A 20,218-nucleotide genomic window follows, 5' to 3' on the forward strand; every position below is an offset into this window, starting at 1 on the left:
GACCCTATTCACGCCCCGCGCCCGCAGTCATGTCCATGGCCCCTCGTGTCACACGAATGCCATTCGGCCGACATCACACGCCTCGGCGTCCCTTCCCGTAGTGCCCCCTGTCGCACAGGAGTTGACCGGAGTACCTTGCGCCCATGCCGATACGTGTGGGGTACAGCCGCTCGTTCGTGGCCCTGGCCGTCTGCGCCGCCGCGCTTGCCGCTCCCGTGGTGGGCGTGCCCGCCCAGGCGGCCCCGGGCAGGGGCGCAACGGCCCGGGAGGCCGTCGTCGTCCGGGGCCTGTCGCTGCCGCGAACCGGATTCGAGGAGTCGGGCGGAGAGCGCTGGACGAGTCGGCCGGAAGAGCGGCGGTTCCTGTCCGCCGTCGACCGGGCGAGCGACCGGATGTCCCTGCGCACCATCGGTACGACCGGGCAGGGCCGCCCGGTCCGGCTCGTCCGCATCGGTGGGGACCGCCCCACCGCCAATGTCATGCTCCTGATCTGCAGCCAGCACGGTGACGAGCCGTCGGGCAGGGAGGCCTGCCTCACCACCATCCGTGATCTCGCCACGGCCGACGACGCGGTGACCCGACGGTTTCTGGACCGTACGACGGTCCTCGTGGTCCCCACGGCCAATCCCGACGGCCGTGCCGCGGACACCAGAGGCAATGCCGACGGCGTCGACATCAACCGGGACCACATCGCGCTCAGGACCGCCGAGGGCCGTGCCATGGCCGCACTCATCCGCGACCAACGGCCGGATGTCATCTACGACCTGCACGAATACGGAGCAACTCCGGGGTACTACGACAAGGAGCTGCTGTCCCTGTGGCCCCGTAATCTCAACGCCCACCCCACGGTGTACCGGGAGGCGCACACGCTCTCCGAGACCTATGTGCGGCCCGCCGCCCATGACGCCGGATTCAGCAGCGGTGTCTACGGCATCTGGACCGACCCCGTCACCGGTGAGCCCGTCAAGCAGGTCGCGGGCGACGGCCAGGAGCGGATACTGCGCAACACCGCGGGCATCAAGCACTCCGTCGGCCTTCTCGTCGAGACCCGCGCCGACCCGCTGACCGACGCCGAGAAGCAGGACCCGGCCCTCAACAACAGGCGCCGGGTGCGCGCCCAACTCGCGGCGCTCGACGGAGCCTACGACTATGTCGGGGAGCGCCGCGGCCGGATCGAGTCCGCGACAGGAGCCGCGCGGCTCGCCGGGTTCGCCGACCGGGGCCCGGTGTACCTGGCCGGGGCCGACAACGCCCCGGCGACCCCCGGCGAGACACTCGAGGACCCGCCCTGCGGATACCGGCTCTCCGCCGCGCAGTATGCGGACGTCAAGGACGAACTCATGCTGCACGGAGTCGTGTCCAGGCCCGTGGCGCCCGGAGACGGTCACGGAGCGATTGTGCCGCTGCGTCAGTCCCAGCGTGATCTCGTGCCCCTGCTGCTCGACGAACGGGCGGCATATCACCTCGTATCCGGACAGCCCCTGACCGCTTGTTGATACGAGGAGATCCACGGCACCTGTGGTAAGGCGTTGCGGAGAGCGAGAACCGGACTCCGCAACCGGCTCCGCAGCGCGTGAAAGGTGCCCTCCGTGTCGCACGACGAGTCACATGAAGACGAGCACGAAGCGCGAGGCCGGGGAGAACCGCCGGAGACGGCCGATATCCCCAGTCCGGCCACAGCCGACCGCCACGCCACGACCGACCGGGTGGTCTTCGGTGTCACGGCCGTACTGACGCTCGCCTTCGTCGTCTGGGGCTCCGTCGCCACGAAGGCACTGGAACGCGTCTCCGGCAGAATGCTCTCCGGACTCATCCACAACTGCGGCTGGGCGTTCGTCCTGGCCGCGTCCGGATTCGTCGTCTTCTCGCTCTGGCTCGCCGTCAGCCGGTACGGCAGGATCCCGCTCGGGCAGGACGACGAGGCCCCGGAGTTCCGTACCGTGTCATGGATCGCCATGATGTTCAGCGCGGGCATGGGCATCGGTCTGATGTTCTACGGCGTCAGCGAGCCGCTCGCGCACTTCACCACACCCCCGCCCGGCACACACCCGGCCGATGCCGCCCAGGCCATGGCGACCTCGATGGCCACCACCCTCTTCCACTGGACGCTCCACCCGTGGGGGATCTACGCCGTGGTGGGACTGGCCATCGCGTACAGCACCTACCGGCGGCGCAGGCGGCAGACGGTCAGCGCCGTCTTCGTACCGCTCATCGGCGAGGCGAACGCACACGGCACCGGCGGCCGGATCATCGACATCCTGGCCATCTTCGCGACGCTCTTCGGCTCGGCCGCCTCCTTGGGGCTGGGCACCCTCCAGATCGGCAGCGGGGTCGCCGAACTCGGCTGGATGGAGAAGACGGGCACGGGACTGCTCGTCGGCATCATCGCCGTGCTCACGCTCGCCTTCGTCGCATCGGCGGTGTCCGGCGTGGAGAAGGGCATCCAGTGGCTGTCCAACATCAACATGGTGCTGGCGCTGCTGCTCCTGGTGTTCGTCTTCATCGCGGGACCCACCATCGTCGTGCTCGACCTGCTGCCGACCTCGATCGCCGCCTACTTCGGCGAACTGCCGCAGCTGGCAGGGCGGACCGAAGCCTCGAGCGGGAAGGGCGTCGCCGACTGGCTGGGCACCTGGACGGTCTTCTACTGGGCCTGGTGGATCTCCTGGACACCGTTCGTCGGCATGTTCATCGCCCGCATCAGCCGGGGGCGTACGATCCGCCAGTTCGTCGGCGGGGTCATCCTCGTGCCGAGCGCGGTCAGCCTGTGCTGGTTCGCCGTGTTCGGCGGCACCGCGATGACGCTGCAGGAGCGCGGGCGGCTCGGCGGCGAACAGACCCCGGAAGGACAGCTCTTCGCGGTGCTCCAGCAGTTCCCCCTGGCCACGGTGATGAGCCTGCTGGTGATGATCCTGGTCGCCATCTTCTTCGTCTCCGGCGCCGACGCGGCGTCCATCGTCATGGGCACGCTCTCGCAGAAGGGCGTTCTGGAGCCCGGTCGGTTCGTCGTCGTCTTCTGGGGCCTGGTCACCGGAGCCGTCGCCGCAGTGATGCTCCTCGTCGGTGGCGGGCAGGGGGACGCGCTGGCCGGTCTGCAGAACCTGACGATCCTTGTGGCCGCCCCGTTCGTGCTGGTCATGATCGGCATGTGTGTCTCCCTGATGCGTGATCTGCGCCACGACCCGCTGATCGTCCGCGGTGAGCGGGGCGAGGAGGCCGTCGAGAACGCGGTCATCGCGGGTCATGAGAGATACGACGGCGACTTCGAGATCCGCATCGGACCGCCGCCGGAAGCGGGCGGAGGAGGGGAGAAGGCCCCCGCGGCGCGTTGAGCAGCGGGGCGGCGCGTGACTCCACGCCCTGTGCTCCGGCGGTGCGGGCCGATGCGGTCGGCCGCGGTCCGGTCCGGTCCTCCCGCCGGGCCGTCGGCCGCCGGACCGTGCTGAAGGACCGGCAGTCAGGACGCCAGCGCCGCCGACGCGTACGCGCAGCCCCAGGCGACCGTCACACCCGCCCCGCCATGACCGTAATTGTGGATGAGCCGGGTGGCGGACGTGCCCGGATCCACCTCCAGCCGGACCCCCTTCGACCGCACGGGGCGCAGGCCCACCCGATGGCCGATGATCTGCGCGCCGGCGATCTCCGGGCGGATCTCCGCGCAGCGCCCCACGATCGCCGCGGCCGTCGCGGGGTCGGGCTCGAGCGACCGTTCCCCGGGCTCGGCCGTGCCGCCCAGGATCAGCCGGCCGGGCTGCGGGAAGAAGTACGTGGTCAGGTGCGACACGTCGTCCGCCGCGGTGAACCAGGAGTCGATCCCCGGATTCTCCACGAGCACCAACTGCCCCCGCACCGGCGTGACATCGGGATCGGGGACGAGATCACGGGCACCGAGTCCCGCGCAGTTGACCACCACAGGGGCCTCTGCCGCGGCCTCGTCGAGCGAACGCACCTCCCGGCTCTCCACCACCGCGCCTGCCGTCTCCAGCCGTGTCCGCAGCCAGTCCAGATGCACCGGCATGTCGATCAGGGGCAGCCGGGCCCACAGCGCCGATCCGTAGCCGCCCGGCGTCTCACCGGCGGGCAGTTGCCGCAGGTCGGTCAGCCGCCGTGCCCAGGGCCCGAGCCCGCCGAGCTCAACGCCGGCATGCACGCCGGGCACCATCCGCACCCCGGTCTCCGGCGGTCTCAGGGCCAACTGCTCGTACACCCGAAGCGAGGTGAGCGACCAGGCGCCCACAGGTGCCTCGGGCTCGATCCGATACGGCCACCACAGCGCCCCCGCCACCGCGGACGTCGTGGCCCGGGCAGGATCGCGGGTCCACACCCGCACCCGGCGGCCCTGCTCCGCGAGCACCAGTGCGGTGCTCAGCCCGATGACCCCGCCGCCCAGCACGATCACATCGCCCGCGCCGCGTCCGCCCCGCACCTCGCCGTCCATGCCGGGACCGTAGCCGAATCCGTGACACCGTGCTCACATCACGTCGCAGCTGGGGATACTCCAGACATGTCTGCCGAGTACGCGACCTTCGGGCTGGCGCCGGCGATGCGGGCCGGGGGAGTCCTCGCCGATGGTGGCTATCAGGTCCACCGGGACTTCATCGACTTCGTCGTCGACGGCCGTCCGCTCCTCTTCCAGCTCTCCGACCTCGACGCCGTCTCACCGCTTGCCTCCGACATACCGCCCGCGATCTTCACCCACCAGGTGCGCAGTCTGCTTCTGGAGGCCGACGCCCCGCTGCCCGGCGGACGTTACGTCATCTACGGCTGCCCCGAGTGCGAAGAACTCGGCTGCGGGGCCGTCACCGCCGTCATCGAGCGCGACGGCGACGATTTCGTCTGGCGGGACTTCGCCTGGCAGACGGACGAGACCGCCGACCTGGACCTCAACGGCTACCACGGAACAGGGCCGTTCCGCTTCCGGGCCGAGGAGTACCGCGCGGAGCTGGAGCGGCTGCTCACCGACGAGGAGGCCCGGCCGCGCCGCCGTGTCCTGCTCATCGGCGCCCGCGTCGCCGTACTCGCCAGGCTCGCCGCCACACTGCGCACCATCGGCATCGGCGCCGAGATCACCGACGACGCCGCACAGGTTCCCGCCGACGAGCTCCGTACGTACGGGGCCGTCGCCTTCGGGCGGGCCGTCGGTGCGGCGGACCGCACGGCGGTGCGTGCCGCGTTCGAACGGGCCGGTGTGGACATTCCCTACGTCGAGGGATTCGCCCCGGTCGTCCCGCTCCTCGTCGCCCAGATCGAGCACGCCCTCGACCGGGTCCCGCCGGACCGCCGCCGGCTCACCGGGCTGACGGCGAACGCCTCGGAGGCCGCGGTCACGGTCACCTCCCCGTGCCGCGTCCGGCTCGTCGCCTACCGCGTCGACCGGCTCTCCCGTACCCATACGCGTGAGGTCTTCGACGGGACGCTGGAGACCGGCACACACAGAATTCCGCTGGAGGGGCGGACGGTGAAGGGGCAGTCCTTCGTGGTGGCACGCACCACGGGGGGTGTGCTGGTCGCACCGGTGGTGCGTTGACGCGGTCGCGGGGGCCATGGCGAGCCGATGAATCGCCGAGACGACATGCGTCCGGCGAACGGGAGGTCCGCCTCCCCTCGCCGACGAGCGGCGCACGGAGGAACGGACCCGCGACCCGTACCCGCACCTCGCCGAGCTGCACCGCTCACGCAGACCGCGTGCCCACGCATGCTGGGACCATCCCTGCGCGGCGCCCCGGTGACCGCTGCACGGAGCCCGACCGGAATGCTCGCCGGCACCTGCGAAGCGGTAGGCGTGTGTACGACCGTGCCGCGGTTCCCCTGGGTGCCTGAGCCCCTCACCCGGGGCGAAACACCCTGCGCAAGCCGCTGTGAGCGCCTCCGGACCGGAGCGGCAGCGTGAGCGCGTGGCCGGATCATGGCGTGGATCCGGCGGACGGGGCGGTGCGCCGCGCCGGCCTGCCGCCCGCGCGGGAGCCGACGATCATGGCGCTCGGCCATGAGCAGACCGGTGTCCCGCCCGAGCCCTCGACCTGCTCGACGAGCCCGTGGGTATCCCGGTGACCGGCACGGGCGCCGGTCCGGGGGTACCCCGGGCGAGGCTCCGGGGGAGTCGCGATCGTCGGCGCCCTCGCGCCCCACGGGCTCGCGGACCTGCCGTGAGCCGCTCCCTGCGGCTCCGGACGGTGCGCCGGATAGGATCGGCCCCCTCATGACTGCAACCCTCGTCGCCAAGGACCTCGCCGCCGGACACGGCGACCGCTCCCTCTTCGCCGACCTCGACCTCGTCGTCGCGCCCGGCGATGTCATCGGCCTCGTCGGCGCCAACGGTGCCGGTAAGTCCACCCTGCTGCGGATGTTCGCCGGGCTCGACACGCCGGAGCAGGGGGAGCTGCGGCTCTCCCCGCCCACCGCCACCGTGGGGCACCTCCCGCAGGAACCGGAGCGGCGCGAGGGCGAGACCGTACGGCAGTTCCTCGCCCGCCGTACCGGGGTCGCCGACGCCCAGGCCGCGATGGACGAGGCGACCCAGGGACTCGTCGACGGAGCACCCGGAGCCGACGACGCCTACGCCGTGACGCTGGAGCGCTGGCTCGCGCTGGGCGGCGCCGACCTGGACGAGCGCGCAGAAGAGGTCGCCGACTCGCTCGGCCTCGCCGTCGGCCTCGACCAGCCGATGACCTCCCTCTCGGGGGGCCAGGCCGCCCGTGCCGGCCTCGCCTCGCTTCTCCTCTCGCGCTACGACGTCTTCCTCCTCGACGAGCCGACCAACGATCTCGACCTGGACGGCCTGGAGCGGCTCGAGAAGTTCGTGCAGGGCCTGCGGGCCGGCACCGTGGTCGTCAGCCACGACCGTGAGTTCCTGACCCGTACGGTCACCAAGGTCCTCGAACTCGACCTCGCCCAGCAGCAGATCACCCTCTACGGCGGCGGCTACGAGGGATATCTGGAGGAACGGGAGACCGCGCGGCGGCACGCGCGGGAGAACTTCGAGGAGTACGCCGACAAGAAGGCCGCCCTCGAAGGCCGCGCCCAGATGCAGCGCTCCTGGATGGACAAGGGCGTCAGGAACGCCCGGCGCAAGGCGACCGACAACGACAAGATCGGCCGCAAGCTCCGCAGCGAGGCGAGTGAGAAGCAGGCCGCGAAAGCCCGCCAGACCCAGCGGATGATCGAGCGCCTCGACGCCGTCGACGAGCCCCGCAAGGAGTGGGAGCTGCGGATGGAGATCGCGGCCGCTCCCCGCTCCGGTTCGGTGGTCGCGACACTGCGCGACGCGGAGGTGCGTCGCGGCGACTTCCACTTCGGGCCGGTGTCCCTCCAGATCGACTGGGCCGACCGGGTCGCCATCACCGGTGCCAACGGCTCCGGCAAGTCCACACTGCTCGCGGCCCTCCTCGGCCGCCTTCCGCTGGACCACGGGCACGCCGCGCTGGGATCCGGCGTCGTCGTCGGCGAGGTCGACCAGGCGCGGGGGCTCTTCCACGGTACGGAGACTCTGCTGGACGCGTTCTGCGCGGCCGTCCCCGACACCGAGCCGGCCGACGTCCGTACCCTCCTCGCCAAGTTCGGCCTCAAGGCCGGCCATGTGATGCGACCCGCCGCCACCCTCTCCCCGGGAGAGCGCACCCGCGCCGCGCTCGCCCTGCTCCAGGGCCGCGGCGTCAACCTCCTCGTCCTCGACGAGCCGACGAACCACCTCGACCTGCCCGCCATCGAGCAGCTGGAGTCCGCGATGGACTCCTACACCGGCACGCTGCTGCTGGTCACGCACGACCGGCGGATGCTGGAGGCGGTCCATACGACCCGGCGTGTCGAGGTGGCGGACGGCAAGGTGACGGAGTCCTCATGACCGACCCCATGACCCGTCTGATCGAGCTCGTCGACGACCTCGACGCCGATGTCGACGAGACGATCGATCTCGCCGACGAGATCGCGGCGTCGGGCGACCGTGCCCTGCTTCCTCGCCTGGAGGCCGAGCTCACCCGCAGCATCGGTGAACGGAACTCCTACGCCCGCGAGTTGCTCGGTGGAGTGATCGCCGCGATCGGAGGTGTCGCTGTGCTGCCGTCGCTGCTGCGCGCGTCGGCCGTCGACCTCGGCGACGACCAGGACGGCCTCGCGACGGAGATCGTCGACCTGGTGCAGTCGGACCCGAGGGCGGCCCGCGGGCTTCTGGAGCCGTTGACCGGTGACGACGACCCGGCCGTCCGCTCCAGGGCGGAGTGGGCTCTGCGTTTTCTGCCCACCGTGTAGTACGCGTACCCACGCGACGGTGCCCGGGCGTACCGGCCCCCGGGTACCGTCCGGGCGTCCCTGCTGCTGCGCGCGTCGGCCGTCGACCTCGGCGACGACCAGGACGGTCTCGCGACGGAGATCGTCGACCTGGTGCAGTCGGACCGAGGACCGCCCGCGGTGCCCTGGGGCGAGACGCACCGGGACGGAGGGACGCGTGTACGGGCGGCCGTGCCCGGTGCGCCTGCAGTGGAGGCGTCCCCGCGGGTGACGGCGGTCGGCCGGGCCGAGGGCCGTCCCAGCCGTGGGTATGTGGGTGCACGCATTGCCGCAGGCGGCTCGCCGTGCCCCTGCTGCGGCCTCATGGCTGTGGCGCGATCTGCGCCGTATCCGGGCCCGCGATACCGACCACGGGCTCGCAGTCGGCCGTCGTGCCCCTGCTGCGGCCTCATGGCTGCACGGCGCGACCTGCGCTGTACCTGGTGCGCCGCCCAGCGAGGCACCGACGCCTGCCTTACCGACCATGGGCTCGCAGTCGGCGGTCGTGCCCCTGCTGCGGCCTCATGGCTGTGTGGCGCGATCTGCGCCGAATCCGGTGTGCCCAGCGGGGCCGATCGACGCCCGCGTTACCGACCATGGGCTCGCAGTCGGCGGTCGTGCCCCCGCTGCGGCCTCATGGCTGCACGGCGCGACCTGCGCCGTATCCGGTGCGCCCAGCGGGGCCCATCGACGTCCGCGTTACCGACCATGGGCTCGCAGTCGGCGGTCGTGCCCCTGCCGCGGCCCCATGACAGCCGCGGTGCGGTGTGGCGGCGGCATCCCGCCGCCACACCGCGTCTCGTCAGCGGCGCTTGCCGCCGCCCTGCTTCGGGTCGAGGAGTCCCGCCTTGCGGAGCGCGTCCGCCATGGCGCTGTTCGCCGGGGCGGGGGCCGGGCGGCCACCGCCACCGCCACCGCTTCCGCGACCGGCGCCACTCTGCCGCTGCTGGGGCGGACGGCCGCCCTGGCCGCCCTGGCCGCGCTCGCCGCGCCTGCCTCCGGCGCCGCCCGCGGCGGGCCGGTCCGCCGCCTCGTCGTCCAGGCGCAGGGTCAGCGAGATCCGCTTGCGCGGGATGTCGACATCCAGGACCTTCACCTTCACCACGTCACCCGGCTTCACCACATCACGCGGATCCTTGACGAAGGTCCGGGACATCGCCGACACATGCACCAGACCGTCCTGGTGGACGCCGACGTCCACGAAGGCGCCGAACGCGGCCACGTTCGTGACCACACCCTCCAGCACCATCCCCGGTGCGAGGTCCGAGATCTTCTCGACGCCGTCCTTGAAGGTCGCCGTCCTGAACGCGGGCCGCGGGTCGCGCCCCGGCTTCTCGAGCTCCCGCAGGATGTCGCCCACCGTCGGCAGACCGAAGGTCTCGTCCACGAAGTCGTCCGCACGCAGCGACCGCAGCACGGCCGTGTTGCCGATCAGCGACGCCACCTCGCTTCCCGTCCGCTTCACCATGGCCCGCACCACCGGGTACGCCTCAGGGTGCACGCTCGACGCGTCCAGCGGGTCGTCACCGCCGCGGATCCGGAGGAAGCCCGCGCACTGCTCGTACGCCTTCGGGCCGAGCCGCGACACGTCCTTGAGCGCCCTGCGGGAGCGGAACGGCCCGTTCGTGTCCCGGTGCGCCACGATGTTCTCGGCCAGTCCGGAGCCGATGCCGGAAACGCGGGAAAGAAGCGGCGCGGAGGCCGTGTTGACGTCGACGCCGACACCGTTCACACAGTCCTCGACGACCGCGTCCAGCGAGCGCGACAGCTTCACCTCTGACAGGTCGTGCTGGTACTGGCCGACGCCGATCGACTTGGGGTCGATCTTCACCAGCTCGGCGAGAGGATCCTGGAGCCTTCGCGCGATGGACACGGCGCCACGCAGCGAGACGTCGAGCCCCGGCAGCTCCTGCGAGGCGAACGCGGACGCCGAGTACACGGACGCGCCGGCCTCCGACACCATCACCTTGGTGAGATCGAGCTCCGGGTGCCTGGCGATCAGATCACCGGCGAGCTTGTCCGTCTCCCTGGACGCGGTGCCGTTGCCGATCGCGACCAGCTCGACGCTGTGCTCCTTCGCGAGCCGTGCCAGCTTCGCCAGCGACTCGTCCCACTTGTTGGCAGGCACATGGGGGTAGATCGTGTCCGTGGCCACGACCTTGCCGGTCGCGTCGACGACGGCCACCTTCACACCGGTACGGAAGCCCGGGTCCAGGCCCAGCGTCGCCCGCGTACCCGCCGGGGCGGCGAGCAGCAGGTCGCGGAGGTTGGCGGCGAAGACACGTACGGCCTCGTCCTCGGCCGCCGTACGCAGCCGCAGCCGCAGATCGATGCCGAGGTGGACGAGGATCCGCGTCCGCCATGCCCAGCGCACAGTATCCGCAAGCCACTTGTCGCCAGGACGGCCCCGGTCGGCGACGTCGAAGCGGCGCGCGACCATGGACTCGTAGGTGGAAGGGCCGGGCTCCCCCGAGGGCTCCTCCGGCTCCAGTTCCAGGGCGAGGACGTCCTCCTTCTCGCCCCGGAGCATCGCCAGGACCCGGTGCGAAGGAAGCTCGGTGAACGGCTCGGAGAAGTCGAAGTAGTCGGCGAACTTCGCGCCGGCCTCCTCCTTGCCCTCCCGCACCTTCGCGGCGAGCCGGCCCTTCGTCCACATCCGCTCACGCAGCTCGCCGATGAGATCGGCGTCCTCCGAGAACCGCTCGGTCAGGATCGCCCGGGCGCCCTCCAGCGCTGCCGCCGCGTCGGCGACTCCCTTGTCCGTGTCGACGAACGCCGCCGCTGCGGCGAGCGGCTCGACCGACGGATCGCCGAGCAGCCCCTCGGCCAGCGGCTCGAGACCGGCCTCGCGGGCGATCTGCGCCTTCGTGCGCCGCTTGGGCTTGAAGGGGAGATAGATGTCCTCGAGGCGTGCCTTGGTGTCGGCCGCCCGGATCTGCGCCTCCAGCTCGTCCGTGAGCTTGCCCTGCTCGCGTACGGACTCCAGGATGGCGGTCCGCCGCTCCTCCAGCTCCCGCAGGTACCGCAGCCGCTCCTCGAGCGTGCGCAGCTGCGCGTCGTCGAGCATCTCGGTCGCTTCCTTGCGGTAGCGCGCGATGAACGGCACGGTCGACCCGCCGTCGAGCAGCTCGACGGCCGCCTTCACCTGCCGCTCGCGTACGCCGAGTTCCTCGGCGATCCTGCCTTCGATGGACGTCGTCACGGTTCCCCGACTCGCCTTCTGCTGCTGGCTGTGCCTGGAGGCCCCGCGCTCCCTGCCCGCGCGGCCTCTTTGCCTGCATTCTGCCGGGTCACCGGGCGCCGTGTCGCGCGCCCCCTCCGGGGTCAGCCCTTGCTGTTCAGGCCCGCCGGGAACGCACCGGCCACGACCGCGGTCTTCAGGAAGTCCCGGGCCAGCTCGGTGAGGCGTTCGACGTCCGCCGCGCCGAGGTGCTCGTAAGGGGCGGCGTCGAGCCGGTCGGTCTGCTCCTCCAGTGCCGTCCTCAGCTCCGCGCCCGCTTCGGTCAGTTCACCCTCCGTGTCGAGCAGTCCGCGCTCGCGCAGCCGGTCCGACGCGGCCATCCAGTCGGCGCGCCGCCAGCCCCGGCTGGAGAGGATCCAGCGCGGTGACATGCCCTTGCCGGTCGCGGTGTGGCTGACCAGGGCCTCCAGCGGATCGAGACCGGCCGAGAGCAGTGCGGTGAGATGGCCGTCGCCGCGGTGCTCGCGCAGCAGCGTGGCGGCGTGCCAGTAGGCGAGATGGGGCTGGTCGGGTACGGGCAGATCCGCGTGTGCCGCGTACAGCGGACGGGCGTGCCGGGTGCAGGCCTCGGTGGCCCGAAGTGCGAGCCGGGCCGCCTCCGCCATCTCCGCCGAGGCCACCGTGTCGTCGCCGAGCAGCCGCCGCAGCGTGGCGTCCACCGCACGTGTCCGGGCCTCCAGCACCGCGGCGGGCGAGGCGGTCTCCCACACCGCCGGGAGGTGCCGGGAGATCAGCTCGTGGTTGAAGTTGTAGAACGTCGCCGTCACCGCGCCCGGCCCGACGGCGCCCATCGCGGCGGCGCGCCCGGCGAAGTAGGCGGCGCCGGCGTCCTCGATGCCGATCCCGGCGAGCTGCTTCGCGTAGTCGGGTGAGAAGTACACGGTCGAGTGCATCGGGTTGAGGGCGTTGTGGCAACGGCGTCCCGCGCGCGGGGGCAGAGAGGTCATGACCCGCACGTTACCGACTGGTCGGTACGACAGGAAGGGCAGGGTGTCCGCCCTGTGGGTGGCAGAAAAGGTGGGCTGAACGTCGTTGCGGTCATGCAGCGGCGGCGCCGACGATGGACGTATGCCAGAGCGAATCGTGCTCATCGCCCTGTTCGACGGCGTGCAGAGCCTCGACGTCACCGGTCCCCTGGAGGTGTTCGCCGGCGCCGACAAGCGTCCGGGCGCGCCACCGGCGTACCGCATCCGCACCGCCTCGCTCCACGGCGAACCGGTCCGCACGTCCAGCGGTCTCACCCTCGTCCCCGACGGGAGTCTCGGCGAAGAGGCGCCGCCGCACACGCTGATCGTCCCGGGCGGCGAGGGCACCCGGCGGCCCGACTCCGGGCTGATCGACTGGCTGCGTGAACAGGCCCCGGAAGCCGAACGCCTCGTGTCCGTCTGCACCGGCGCACTGCTGCTGGCCGCGGCGGGACTGCTCGACGGACACCGCGCGACCACCCACTGGTCCGTCTGCGACCACCTCGCCCGCTCCTACCCCGAGGTCGAGGTCGACCCCGAGCCGATCTTCGTACGGGACGGCAGGCTCGCCACATCCGCCGGTGTCACCGCCGGTATCGACCTCGCCCTTGCCCTCGTCGAGGAGGACCTCGGCCGCGAGACGGCCCTGACCATCGCCCGCCATCTCGTCGTGTTCCTGCGCCGCCCGGGCAACCAGTCCCAGTTCAGTGCCCAGTTGTCCGCCCAGACCGCGCAGCGCGCACCGTTGCGCGAAGTGCAGCGGCTGATCACCGAGCACCCGGACGGCGATCTGTCGGTCGAGTCACTGGCCGCCCGCGCCCGGCTCTCGCCACGTCAGTTCGCCCGGGTCTTCCGTGCGGAGACCGGGACGACCCCGGGCAGATACGTCGACCGGGTGCGCCTGGAGCATGCCCGACGCCTCCTCGAGGACACCTGCGACGGCGTCGAGGAGGTGTCCAGGGCGTGCGGATACGGCACCCCGGAGGCGATGCGCCGGGCGTTCGCGAAGTCCCTCGGAGTGTCGCCGGCCGAGTACCGCCGCCGATTCCACGCGCCGGTGACCGGTCACGCGCCGGTCACCGGTCACGCACCCGTCACCGAGAACGTGTCCACCCATTGAAACCGGAAAGGGATCCCATGCAGATCGCCATCCTGCTCTACGACCGTTTCACCAGTCTCGACGCCGTCGGCCCGTTCGAACTGCTCAGCCGGCTGCCGGACGCCGAGACCGTGTTCGTCGCCGAGAAGGCGGGTCCGGTACGCAACGACCAGGGCAACCTCGCCCTGGTCGCCGACCGCGCCCTCGCGGAGGTGACGGCCCCGGACGTCGTCGTCGTACCGGGTGGCCCCGGTTCGCGGCAGGCGATGAAGGACAGCACGGTCCTGGACTGGCTGCGCGCGGTGGACGCCACCAGCACCTGGACCACATCCGTCTGCACCGGGTCGCTCGTGCTCGCCGGAGCCGGCCTGCTCAAGGGCCGCCGCGCCACCAGCCATTGGCTGGCCCTGGACGACCTCGTCGCACTGGGCGCGGAGCCGACCGGCGAACGCGTGGTCTTCGACGGCAAGTACGTCACCGCCGCCGGTGTCTCGTCCGGGATCGACATGGCTCTGCATCTGCTCGGCCGGATCGCGGGGGACCAGGTGGCCCGGACCGTGCAACTGCTCACCGAGTACGACCCGCAGCCTCCGTACGACGCGGGTTCGCCCGACAAGGCGCCGGCCGACATCGTCGCGTTCTGGCGCGGCCAGGCCGAGCGGGTCCTGGTCCAGGAGGGCTGACCTCACACGGTCCGGCCGGCGGGCGTCACACGGTCCAGGTGAAGTGCGGCGGCCTGCGCTCCAGAAAGGCGGCGACCCCCTCCGCGGAGTCGCCGCTGCCGCGCGCCTGCTCCGTCCAGTAGGTGTCGCGGTCCGTGCGTCCCGCCGCGAACTCCTTCGCGGCGGCCTGCGTCAGCTGGGACCGGCTGGTCAGCACACGGGTGAACTCGGCGACCCGCTTGCCGAGTTCTCCCTCGGGCAGCACCTCGTCCACCAGGCCGGTGCGCAGAGCGCGTTCGGTACCGGTCAACTCACCCGAGAACAGCAGGTACTTCGCCGTGGCCGGTCCCACGAGCGAGACCAGACGCCGTGTCGAGGACGCCGGGTAGACGATCCCCAGCTTCGCCGGAGTGATCCCGAAGGAGGCGCCCTCCTCCGCGAACCGCAGATCGCAGGCCGCGGCCAACTGGCAGCCGCCCCCCACACAGAAGCCTCGCACCGCCGCGAGGGTCGGTTTGGGGAATGCCGCGAGCGCCTCCTCCGCCCGTACGGCCAGACTCTGCGGATCCTCGTCGGCCCCCGGGGCGTGCTCGCGCAGCGAGGAGATGTCCGCACCGGCGCAGAAGGTGTTTCCCGCACCGGTCAGCACGAGCGCCCTCACCTGTGGGTCGTGCGCGAGCCCTTCGAGCAGCTGCGGCAGTGCACGCCACATCCCGGCCGTCATGGCGTTGCGCTTGCCGGGATTGCTGATGACGACGGTGGCGACCCCGGCGCCCACCTCCGCGAAGATCTGCTCGTCCTGCGGCTCCGTACGGTCCATGCGCCGGATGCTATCGCCCGTGCGCGAGCCGGATACCGGCAGGCCATCGCCGTGACGGGAGGTGGAAGGCCGGCACGGCTCCGGGCGCGCCGACGCTGGAGGTGGCACACGGGGACGCACACCGCCGAGGCAGGGAAGCCGACAGAAGAAGATCAGGGTCGGTCGTGCATCTGGCACTCTCCTTTGCCACCCGGTCGGATTCCGCCGATAGTCGATGACTTGTGCTCAGCGGCCGGGTATGGACCATCCCGTTCCCACACTCATTAGGCACGTAGTCAACGGGTTTCCTGACCACGATTCACGAGGGTGGGTGCGGGACTATGGAGAGCCCCGGGAGCGTCCCGGCGCGGCCGGCGTACGCGGGCGTCTGGCGGTTCACCGCACCCGCGCTCGAAGTCTCCGTGCCCCAGGCCAGACACGCGGTCCGCGACCTGATCCGCCGCCAGGGCGTGCCGGTCCACGACGAGACTCTGCAGGGGCTCCTGCTGATCGTCTCCGAGCTGGTGACCAATGCCGTGCGGCATGCGGCCCTGCTCTCGCCCGAGGTTGCCGTCGAGGTCGCGATCGGGCCCGAATGGATCCGGGTGGCTGTCGAGGACAACCACCCGTACCGGCCCAAGGCACTGGAGACCGACTACGCGCAGACCGGTGGCCGTGGACTGCTTCTGGTCAAGGAGATCACCCGGGAGGCGGGCGGGACCTGCGACGTCGAGCACACCGTCACCGGGGGAAAGATCATCTGGGCGGCGCTGCCGTACGCCACGGCCGACGCCCGCGGCCCGGCGCCGCTGTAAGGCGTCGCCCGGATCCTGCCCACCGAATCCGGTCCACAGGGCCCACCCGGATCGCCTCACCAGCCCCCGGCGGTCCCCGTGAGTTCCTTGATCGCGGGGCGCGCCGCGTCGAGAACCGTCATGAACCACGCAGAGAACGGATCCCTGGCATGGCGTTCGACGAGCTCGGCAGCCGTGACGAAAGCCGTCTCGCCGACCTCCTGTGCGTCCGGTCGCGGCGCAGCCTGCACCAGGCCCACGAAGAGGTGGTTGAACTCCTGCTCGACCAGGCCCGACGCCGGGTCCGGGTGGTTGTAGCGGACCGTTCCCGCCTCCGCCATCAGCGACGGTGAGACGCCCAGCTCCTCGTATGTGCGACGGGCAGCGGCGGTGAACGGCGCCTCACCCGGGTACGGGTGGCCGCAGCACGTGTTCGACCACACGCCGGGGGAGTGGTACTTGCCGAGTGCGCGGCGCTGGATCAGCAGCCGCCCGTGCTCGTCGAAGAGGAACACGGAGAACGCCCGGTGCAGCTGACCGGGTGCCTGATGGGCGGAGAGCTTCTCGGCGGTGCCGATGGTATGGCCGTTCTCGTCGACCAGTTCGAGCAAGATCGGCTGCATGGTGCCGTTCGGCGAGCTGTTCGCCGCGGTCGCAGGTGTGGTCGGCATAGCCATCCTTCGCTTCGGTCCTCGGCCCTGGGGGGCCAACCCAGTCTGCCGTACAAAAGCGGCTTGTCCGCACTTCACCGCCCTTGGGCATGTCCGCGCCGCCCCGCGGGCGCGGGGCGGGCGCGGACGGTGGATCAGACCCCGAAGGCTCCCGGGTAGGTGATCGTGCCCTGCGGTGATGCCGTGGAACCGTCCAGGAGGAGTGCCATCATCGCCGCCTCGGGGACCTCGAACGCCGGAGCGATCCCCAGCCGTGAGGCCGGCTCGAAACCGAACCGCGGGTAGTACTCCGGATGGCCCAGCACCAGGACCAGGCGCTCACCACGCGCCCGTGCCGCGTCCAGCACGGCCCGGATCACCGCGGAACCCGCACCCTGCCTCTGATGCTCCGGCGCGGTGGCACAGGGGGCCAGCGCCAGCGCGGGCGCGTCACCCACCCGGCACCGGGTGAGCAGCGCGTACGCAGCGACCGAGCCGTCCGGCGCCTGCGCCACGTACGAGAGGCCCGGCAGCCAGGCCGACGTGTCCTGCCGGAGCGCGTCGACGAGGTCGGCCTCGTCCCGTGCCGGGAACGCCGCCTCGTTGACGGCACGCACGGCCGGGATGTCGGCGGCCGTCTCCGGACGGGTCGGCCAGCGAGGATCGGCGGGCCGAAGGACATATCCGGTGTAGCCGTACTGCGACCCGTGCTCGCGGCGCACGGCGATCTCCGCCCGGGTGGCGGCGAGCGCCGCGGCCATGCCGGGAGCCGTGGCGTCGGCGGCGTCGGCCCGCTCACCGAGCGGACCGTAGTACTCCGCCCAGTCGCTCTCGGGCTGCCGGTACACACCGAGGACCGAGTAGCCCGCGGCCGCCGCGGCAGCGGCGTTCCCGGCCGTCGTACGCAGGGCGTAGTGCTCGTCCCAGAACGCGCGTGCCCCGGCGCTCGGTTCTTCGGTGGTCCACTCGCACTCGGTGACGACGAGTGCCCCGCCGGGTGCAGGCAGCCGACGCCAGGTGCGCAGAGCGGAGTCGAAGCCGATCGAGTACGCCGAGCTCTCCGCCCAGACGAGGTCGAAGGACCCGTCCGGGAACGCGGGTTCGCCCATGTCGGCGTTGACGGTACGGATACGGGCGCCGAGCCCGCGGGCTTCGGCGGCCTCACGCAGCTCGTCGAGGAACGGCTGGTGCAGATCCACGGCCGTGACATCGGCGCCGGCCTCGGCGGCCAGCAGCAGCGCGGCACGGCCGGGGCCGCAGCCCAGATCGAGCACGCGCGGACGGGACGGCAGCGGCCCGGCGAGGGCCAGCAGCCTGCGGGTCGTGGCGTCGGAGCCGGGCCCCTGCCGGGGCAGACCGTGGTGAAGGGTGAAGAACGCTTCGTGTGTGAAGTCGGTTGCGCCGCTTTCGCGGCGGGCGCTGTCGGACAACGTGGGAAACCCCTTGAGTGAGCGGGCCCCGGCCGATGTACGGAATCAGGTCAGCGTACGGAATCGGGCCGGCCGGGAACCGGGAGGTCGATGACGGACCGGGCGCTGCGCAGGGCAGCAACGATGGAGACAGTCATCAACCTCAGCTCCTCTCAAGATCACGGCTTCGGACCAAGGTAGCAGGCGTCAGTGACAGAGTCCCGCCTCGTGTGCGGCATGACCACCGGGCTCCAGCTGGAACGTGCAGTGCTCGACGTCGAAGTGCATCCCGAGGCAGCCCTGCAGATCGTGCAGCATCTTCTCGTGGCCGATCGCGTCCAGCACGTCCTGCGCGACCACGACATGGGCCGAGAGCACCGGCATGCCGGAGGTGATGGTCCAGGCGTGCAGATCGTGAACGTCCTCGACACCCGGCAGCGCGCGAATGTGCTCGCGCACCTCCGCCATGTCGACGCCCTTCGGAGCCGCTTCCAGCAGGACGTTCAGCGTCTCCCTCAGCAGTTTGAGCGTACGCGGCACGATCATCACACCGATCACCAGCGAGGCGATCGGGTCGGCCGCCTGCCATCCGGTGGCCAGGATGATGCCCGCGGCGATCAGCACGGTCACGGAGCCGAGGGCGTCGGCCAGGACCTCGAGATAGGCCCCGCGCACATTGAGGCTCTCCTTCTGGCCCCGCATCAGGAGCGACAGGGACACCAGATTGGCGATCAGGCCGACCAGGGCGAAGGCGATGGCCACGCCGCCCCTGGTCTCGGCGGGAGTGATGAAGCGCTGTACCGCCTCGTACAGCAGGAAGGCGCCGACCCCGAGCAGCAGCACACAGTTCGCCAGCGCCGCGAGGATCTCGGCCCGGGCGAAGCCGAACGTGCGCCGTGCGTCGGCCGGGCGGTTGGCGAAGTGGATCGCCAGCAGGGCCATCGCGAGGCCGAGGCCGTCCGTGGCCATGTGCGCGGCGTCGGCGATCAGGGCCAGTGAATTCGCCAGGATCCCGCCCACGATCTCCAGCACCATCACGCCCAGCGTGATCCCCAGGGCTGTCCGCAGCCGCCCCTTGTAGGCGGCGGCCGCGGTCCCCGTCGGCGGAGCACCGCCGTGCGTATGCCCGTGGTCGTGCCCAGCCCCCATGAGGATGCCTCCCGGATCCGTACGAACGATCTGCCGAATGGCCAGTGAACTACGGGTGGGGGGTATCCGGCAACACGAAGCTGAACACCGTTGTCATATGCTCTGACCTGCGGTTATGTGCGCAGGTCAGAACAGGTGGCGATCAGCGGGCAGCCGCCTCCGGGTGACGCAGCACCCAGCCCTCCCAGGCCGACTCGACCATCTCGAGCACCCCGCGCGAGGACGTCCACCCCAGCTCCTTGGCGATGCGCTCGACCGAGGCGACCGCCTGTGCGGCGTCACCCGGGCGGCGCCCTTCGACGACCGCGGGCGTGCCGTGGCCCGTCACCTCGGCGACGAGGCGGGCGAGCGCGCGGACGGAGACCCCCTCTCCGCGGCCGATGTTCACGGTGAGGTCCCCGGCGCCGTCCTGGGTGGCCAGACGGCGAGCCACCGCGAGATGGGCGTCGGCGAGGTCGGCGACATGGATGTAGTCGCGGATGCAGGTGCCGTCCGGGGTCGGGTAGTCGTCGCCGAAGATCCGCGGCGCCTCACCCCGGGTGATCCGGTCGAAGAACATCGGGATGATGTTGAACACCCCGGTGTCGGCGAGGTCGGGCCGCGCGGCGCCCGCCACATTGAAGTAGCGCAGACAGGCGGTGGCGATGCCGTGGGCCTGCCCCGCCGCCCTGACCAGCCATTCACCGGCGAGCTTGGTCTCGCCGTACGGGTTGATGGGCACCGCGGGGGTGTCCTCCGTGATGAGCTCCACATCGGGGACCCCGTACACGGCGGCGGACGAGGAGAAGAGGAAGCGCTTCACGTCCGCGGCGACCACGGCTTCCAGCAGCACTGTGAGTCCGTGCACATTCTCGCGGTAGTAGCTCAGCGGCTGCTCCACGGACTCCCCGACCTGCTTCTTCGCCGCGAGATGCACCACCCCGGTGATGGTGTGCTCGGCGAACGCACGGTCCAGCAGCTCCCTGTCGAGCACCGAACCGCACACCAGGGGCACCCCCTCGGGCAGCCGTCCGGGAACCCCCGTCGAGATGTCGTCGAGGACGACGACACGCTCCCCGGCCTCGGTCATGGCATGTGCCACATGGGCCCCGATGTAGCCCGCTCCACCTGTGATCAGCCAAGTCATAGCCGCCACCCTAGGCGGTCGCGGGACGCGGTTTGTGGGGCATGGCATCGATCGACGATGAT

17 protein-coding genes are annotated in these 20,218 nt (G+C 71.3%); 9 read left to right on the forward strand and 8 right to left on the reverse strand.

Annotated features, from left to right (window positions below):
- Positions 1 to 143 precede the first annotated feature (143 nt).
- On the forward strand, positions 144 to 1,496 hold the full coding sequence (locus ACFU5O_RS06830) for a M14 family metallocarboxypeptidase (RefSeq protein ID WP_384237248.1): 1,353 nt from the start codon (positions 144 to 146) through the stop codon (positions 1,494 to 1,496).
- 165 nt (positions 1,497 to 1,661) lie between these two features.
- Positions 1,662 to 3,332 carry a BCCT family transporter gene (locus ACFU5O_RS06835; RefSeq protein WP_384237784.1) on the forward strand — a complete coding sequence of 557 codons (1,671 nt, stop codon included), beginning with the start codon at positions 1,662 to 1,664 and terminating at the stop codon, positions 3,330 to 3,332.
- A 125-nt stretch (positions 3,333 to 3,457) separates the two neighbouring features.
- Here the strand turns inward: ACFU5O_RS06835 and ACFU5O_RS06840 are convergent, their stop codons facing one another.
- Positions 3,458 to 4,438, reverse strand: a complete 981-nt coding sequence (locus tag ACFU5O_RS06840; protein ID WP_384237250.1) for an NAD(P)/FAD-dependent oxidoreductase — start codon at positions 4,436 to 4,438, stop codon at positions 3,458 to 3,460.
- A 66-nt stretch (positions 4,439 to 4,504) separates the two neighbouring features.
- Here ACFU5O_RS06840 and ACFU5O_RS06845 point away from each other — a divergent pair, with 66 nt between their 5' ends.
- The 4 genes from ACFU5O_RS06845 to ACFU5O_RS06860 all read left to right on the forward strand — a co-directional run bounded on the left by ACFU5O_RS06845 (position 4,505) and on the right by ACFU5O_RS06860 (position 8,244).
- Positions 4,505 to 5,527 carry an oxidoreductase gene (locus tag ACFU5O_RS06845; protein ID WP_384237252.1) on the forward strand — a complete coding sequence of 341 codons (1,023 nt, stop codon included), beginning with the start codon at positions 4,505 to 4,507 and terminating at the stop codon, positions 5,525 to 5,527.
- A 359-nt stretch (positions 5,528 to 5,886) separates the two neighbouring features.
- Positions 5,887 to 6,051 (forward strand): hypothetical protein, encoded by a 165-nt coding sequence (locus ACFU5O_RS06850; protein WP_384237254.1) that lies wholly within the window; start codon positions 5,887 to 5,889, stop codon positions 6,049 to 6,051.
- 148 nt (positions 6,052 to 6,199) lie between these two features.
- Positions 6,200 to 7,840 carry an ABC-F family ATP-binding cassette domain-containing protein gene (locus ACFU5O_RS06855; RefSeq protein ID WP_384237256.1) on the forward strand — a complete coding sequence of 547 codons (1,641 nt, stop codon included), beginning with the start codon at positions 6,200 to 6,202 and terminating at the stop codon, positions 7,838 to 7,840.
- The gene (locus ACFU5O_RS06860; RefSeq protein ID WP_384237258.1) at positions 7,837 to 8,244 is read left to right on the forward strand and encodes a hypothetical protein; all 408 of its coding nucleotides are present in this window, start codon (positions 7,837 to 7,839) and stop codon (positions 8,242 to 8,244) included. Before ACFU5O_RS06855 ends, ACFU5O_RS06860 begins: the two co-directional genes overlap by 4 nt.
- Before the next feature lie 820 nt (positions 8,245 to 9,064).
- On the opposite strand, the gene ACFU5O_RS06865 is transcribed toward ACFU5O_RS06860, so the two are convergent.
- Positions 9,065 to 11,464, reverse strand: a complete 2,400-nt coding sequence (locus ACFU5O_RS06865; protein ID WP_384237261.1) for a Tex family protein — start codon at positions 11,462 to 11,464, stop codon at positions 9,065 to 9,067.
- 122 nt (positions 11,465 to 11,586) lie between these two features.
- Complete coding sequence (locus ACFU5O_RS06870) at positions 11,587 to 12,450, reverse strand: hypothetical protein (RefSeq protein ID WP_384237263.1); 864 nt, start codon at positions 12,448 to 12,450, stop codon at positions 11,587 to 11,589.
- A gap of 121 nt (positions 12,451 to 12,571) precedes the next feature.
- Between ACFU5O_RS06870 and ACFU5O_RS06875 the strand changes: the two genes are divergently transcribed.
- Together ACFU5O_RS06875 and ACFU5O_RS06880 are read left to right on the forward strand one after the other, a co-directional pair.
- On the forward strand, positions 12,572 to 13,588 hold the full coding sequence (locus tag ACFU5O_RS06875) for a GlxA family transcriptional regulator (protein WP_384237265.1): 1,017 nt from the start codon (positions 12,572 to 12,574) through the stop codon (positions 13,586 to 13,588).
- Positions 13,589 to 13,605: 17 nt separating this feature from the next.
- Positions 13,606 to 14,250: a DJ-1/PfpI family protein gene (locus ACFU5O_RS06880; protein WP_384237267.1), complete on the forward strand. Its 645-nt coding sequence runs from the start codon at positions 13,606 to 13,608 to the stop codon at positions 14,248 to 14,250.
- A gap of 25 nt (positions 14,251 to 14,275) precedes the next feature.
- Here ACFU5O_RS06880 and ACFU5O_RS06885 read toward each other — a convergent pair whose 3' ends face one another.
- A complete protein-coding gene (locus tag ACFU5O_RS06885) occupies positions 14,276 to 15,049 on the reverse strand; it encodes an enoyl-CoA hydratase/isomerase family protein (RefSeq protein WP_384237270.1) in 774 nt (257 codons plus the stop codon).
- 320 nt (positions 15,050 to 15,369) lie between these two features.
- Here ACFU5O_RS06885 and ACFU5O_RS06890 point away from each other — a divergent pair, with 320 nt between their 5' ends.
- Positions 15,370 to 15,843, forward strand: a complete 474-nt coding sequence (locus ACFU5O_RS06890; protein ID WP_384237273.1) for an ATP-binding protein — start codon at positions 15,370 to 15,372, stop codon at positions 15,841 to 15,843.
- A 56-nt stretch (positions 15,844 to 15,899) separates the two neighbouring features.
- On the opposite strand, the gene idi is transcribed toward ACFU5O_RS06890, so the two are convergent.
- The 4 genes from idi to galE all read right to left on the reverse strand — a co-directional run bounded on the left by idi (position 15,900) and on the right by galE (position 20,156).
- The gene (idi, locus tag ACFU5O_RS06895; RefSeq protein ID WP_384237274.1) at positions 15,900 to 16,493 is read right to left on the reverse strand and encodes an isopentenyl-diphosphate Delta-isomerase; all 594 of its coding nucleotides are present in this window, start codon (positions 16,491 to 16,493) and stop codon (positions 15,900 to 15,902) included.
- Positions 16,494 to 16,627: 134 nt separating this feature from the next.
- On the reverse strand, positions 16,628 to 17,902 hold the full coding sequence (locus tag ACFU5O_RS06900; protein WP_384237277.1) for a GNAT family N-acetyltransferase: 1,275 nt from the start codon (positions 17,900 to 17,902) through the stop codon (positions 16,628 to 16,630).
- A gap of 186 nt (positions 17,903 to 18,088) precedes the next feature.
- The gene (locus ACFU5O_RS06905) at positions 18,089 to 19,030 is read right to left on the reverse strand and encodes a cation diffusion facilitator family transporter (protein WP_384237279.1); all 942 of its coding nucleotides are present in this window, start codon (positions 19,028 to 19,030) and stop codon (positions 18,089 to 18,091) included.
- Between the two features lie 142 nt (positions 19,031 to 19,172).
- Positions 19,173 to 20,156: a UDP-glucose 4-epimerase GalE gene (galE, locus tag ACFU5O_RS06910; protein WP_384237283.1), complete on the reverse strand. Its 984-nt coding sequence runs from the start codon at positions 20,154 to 20,156 to the stop codon at positions 19,173 to 19,175.
- Between the last annotated feature and the right edge of the window lie 62 nt (positions 20,157 to 20,218).

The organism is Streptomyces sp. NPDC057445 (genome assembly GCF_042802855.1).
Lineage (GTDB): Bacteria > Actinomycetota > Actinomycetes > Streptomycetales > Streptomycetaceae > Streptomyces.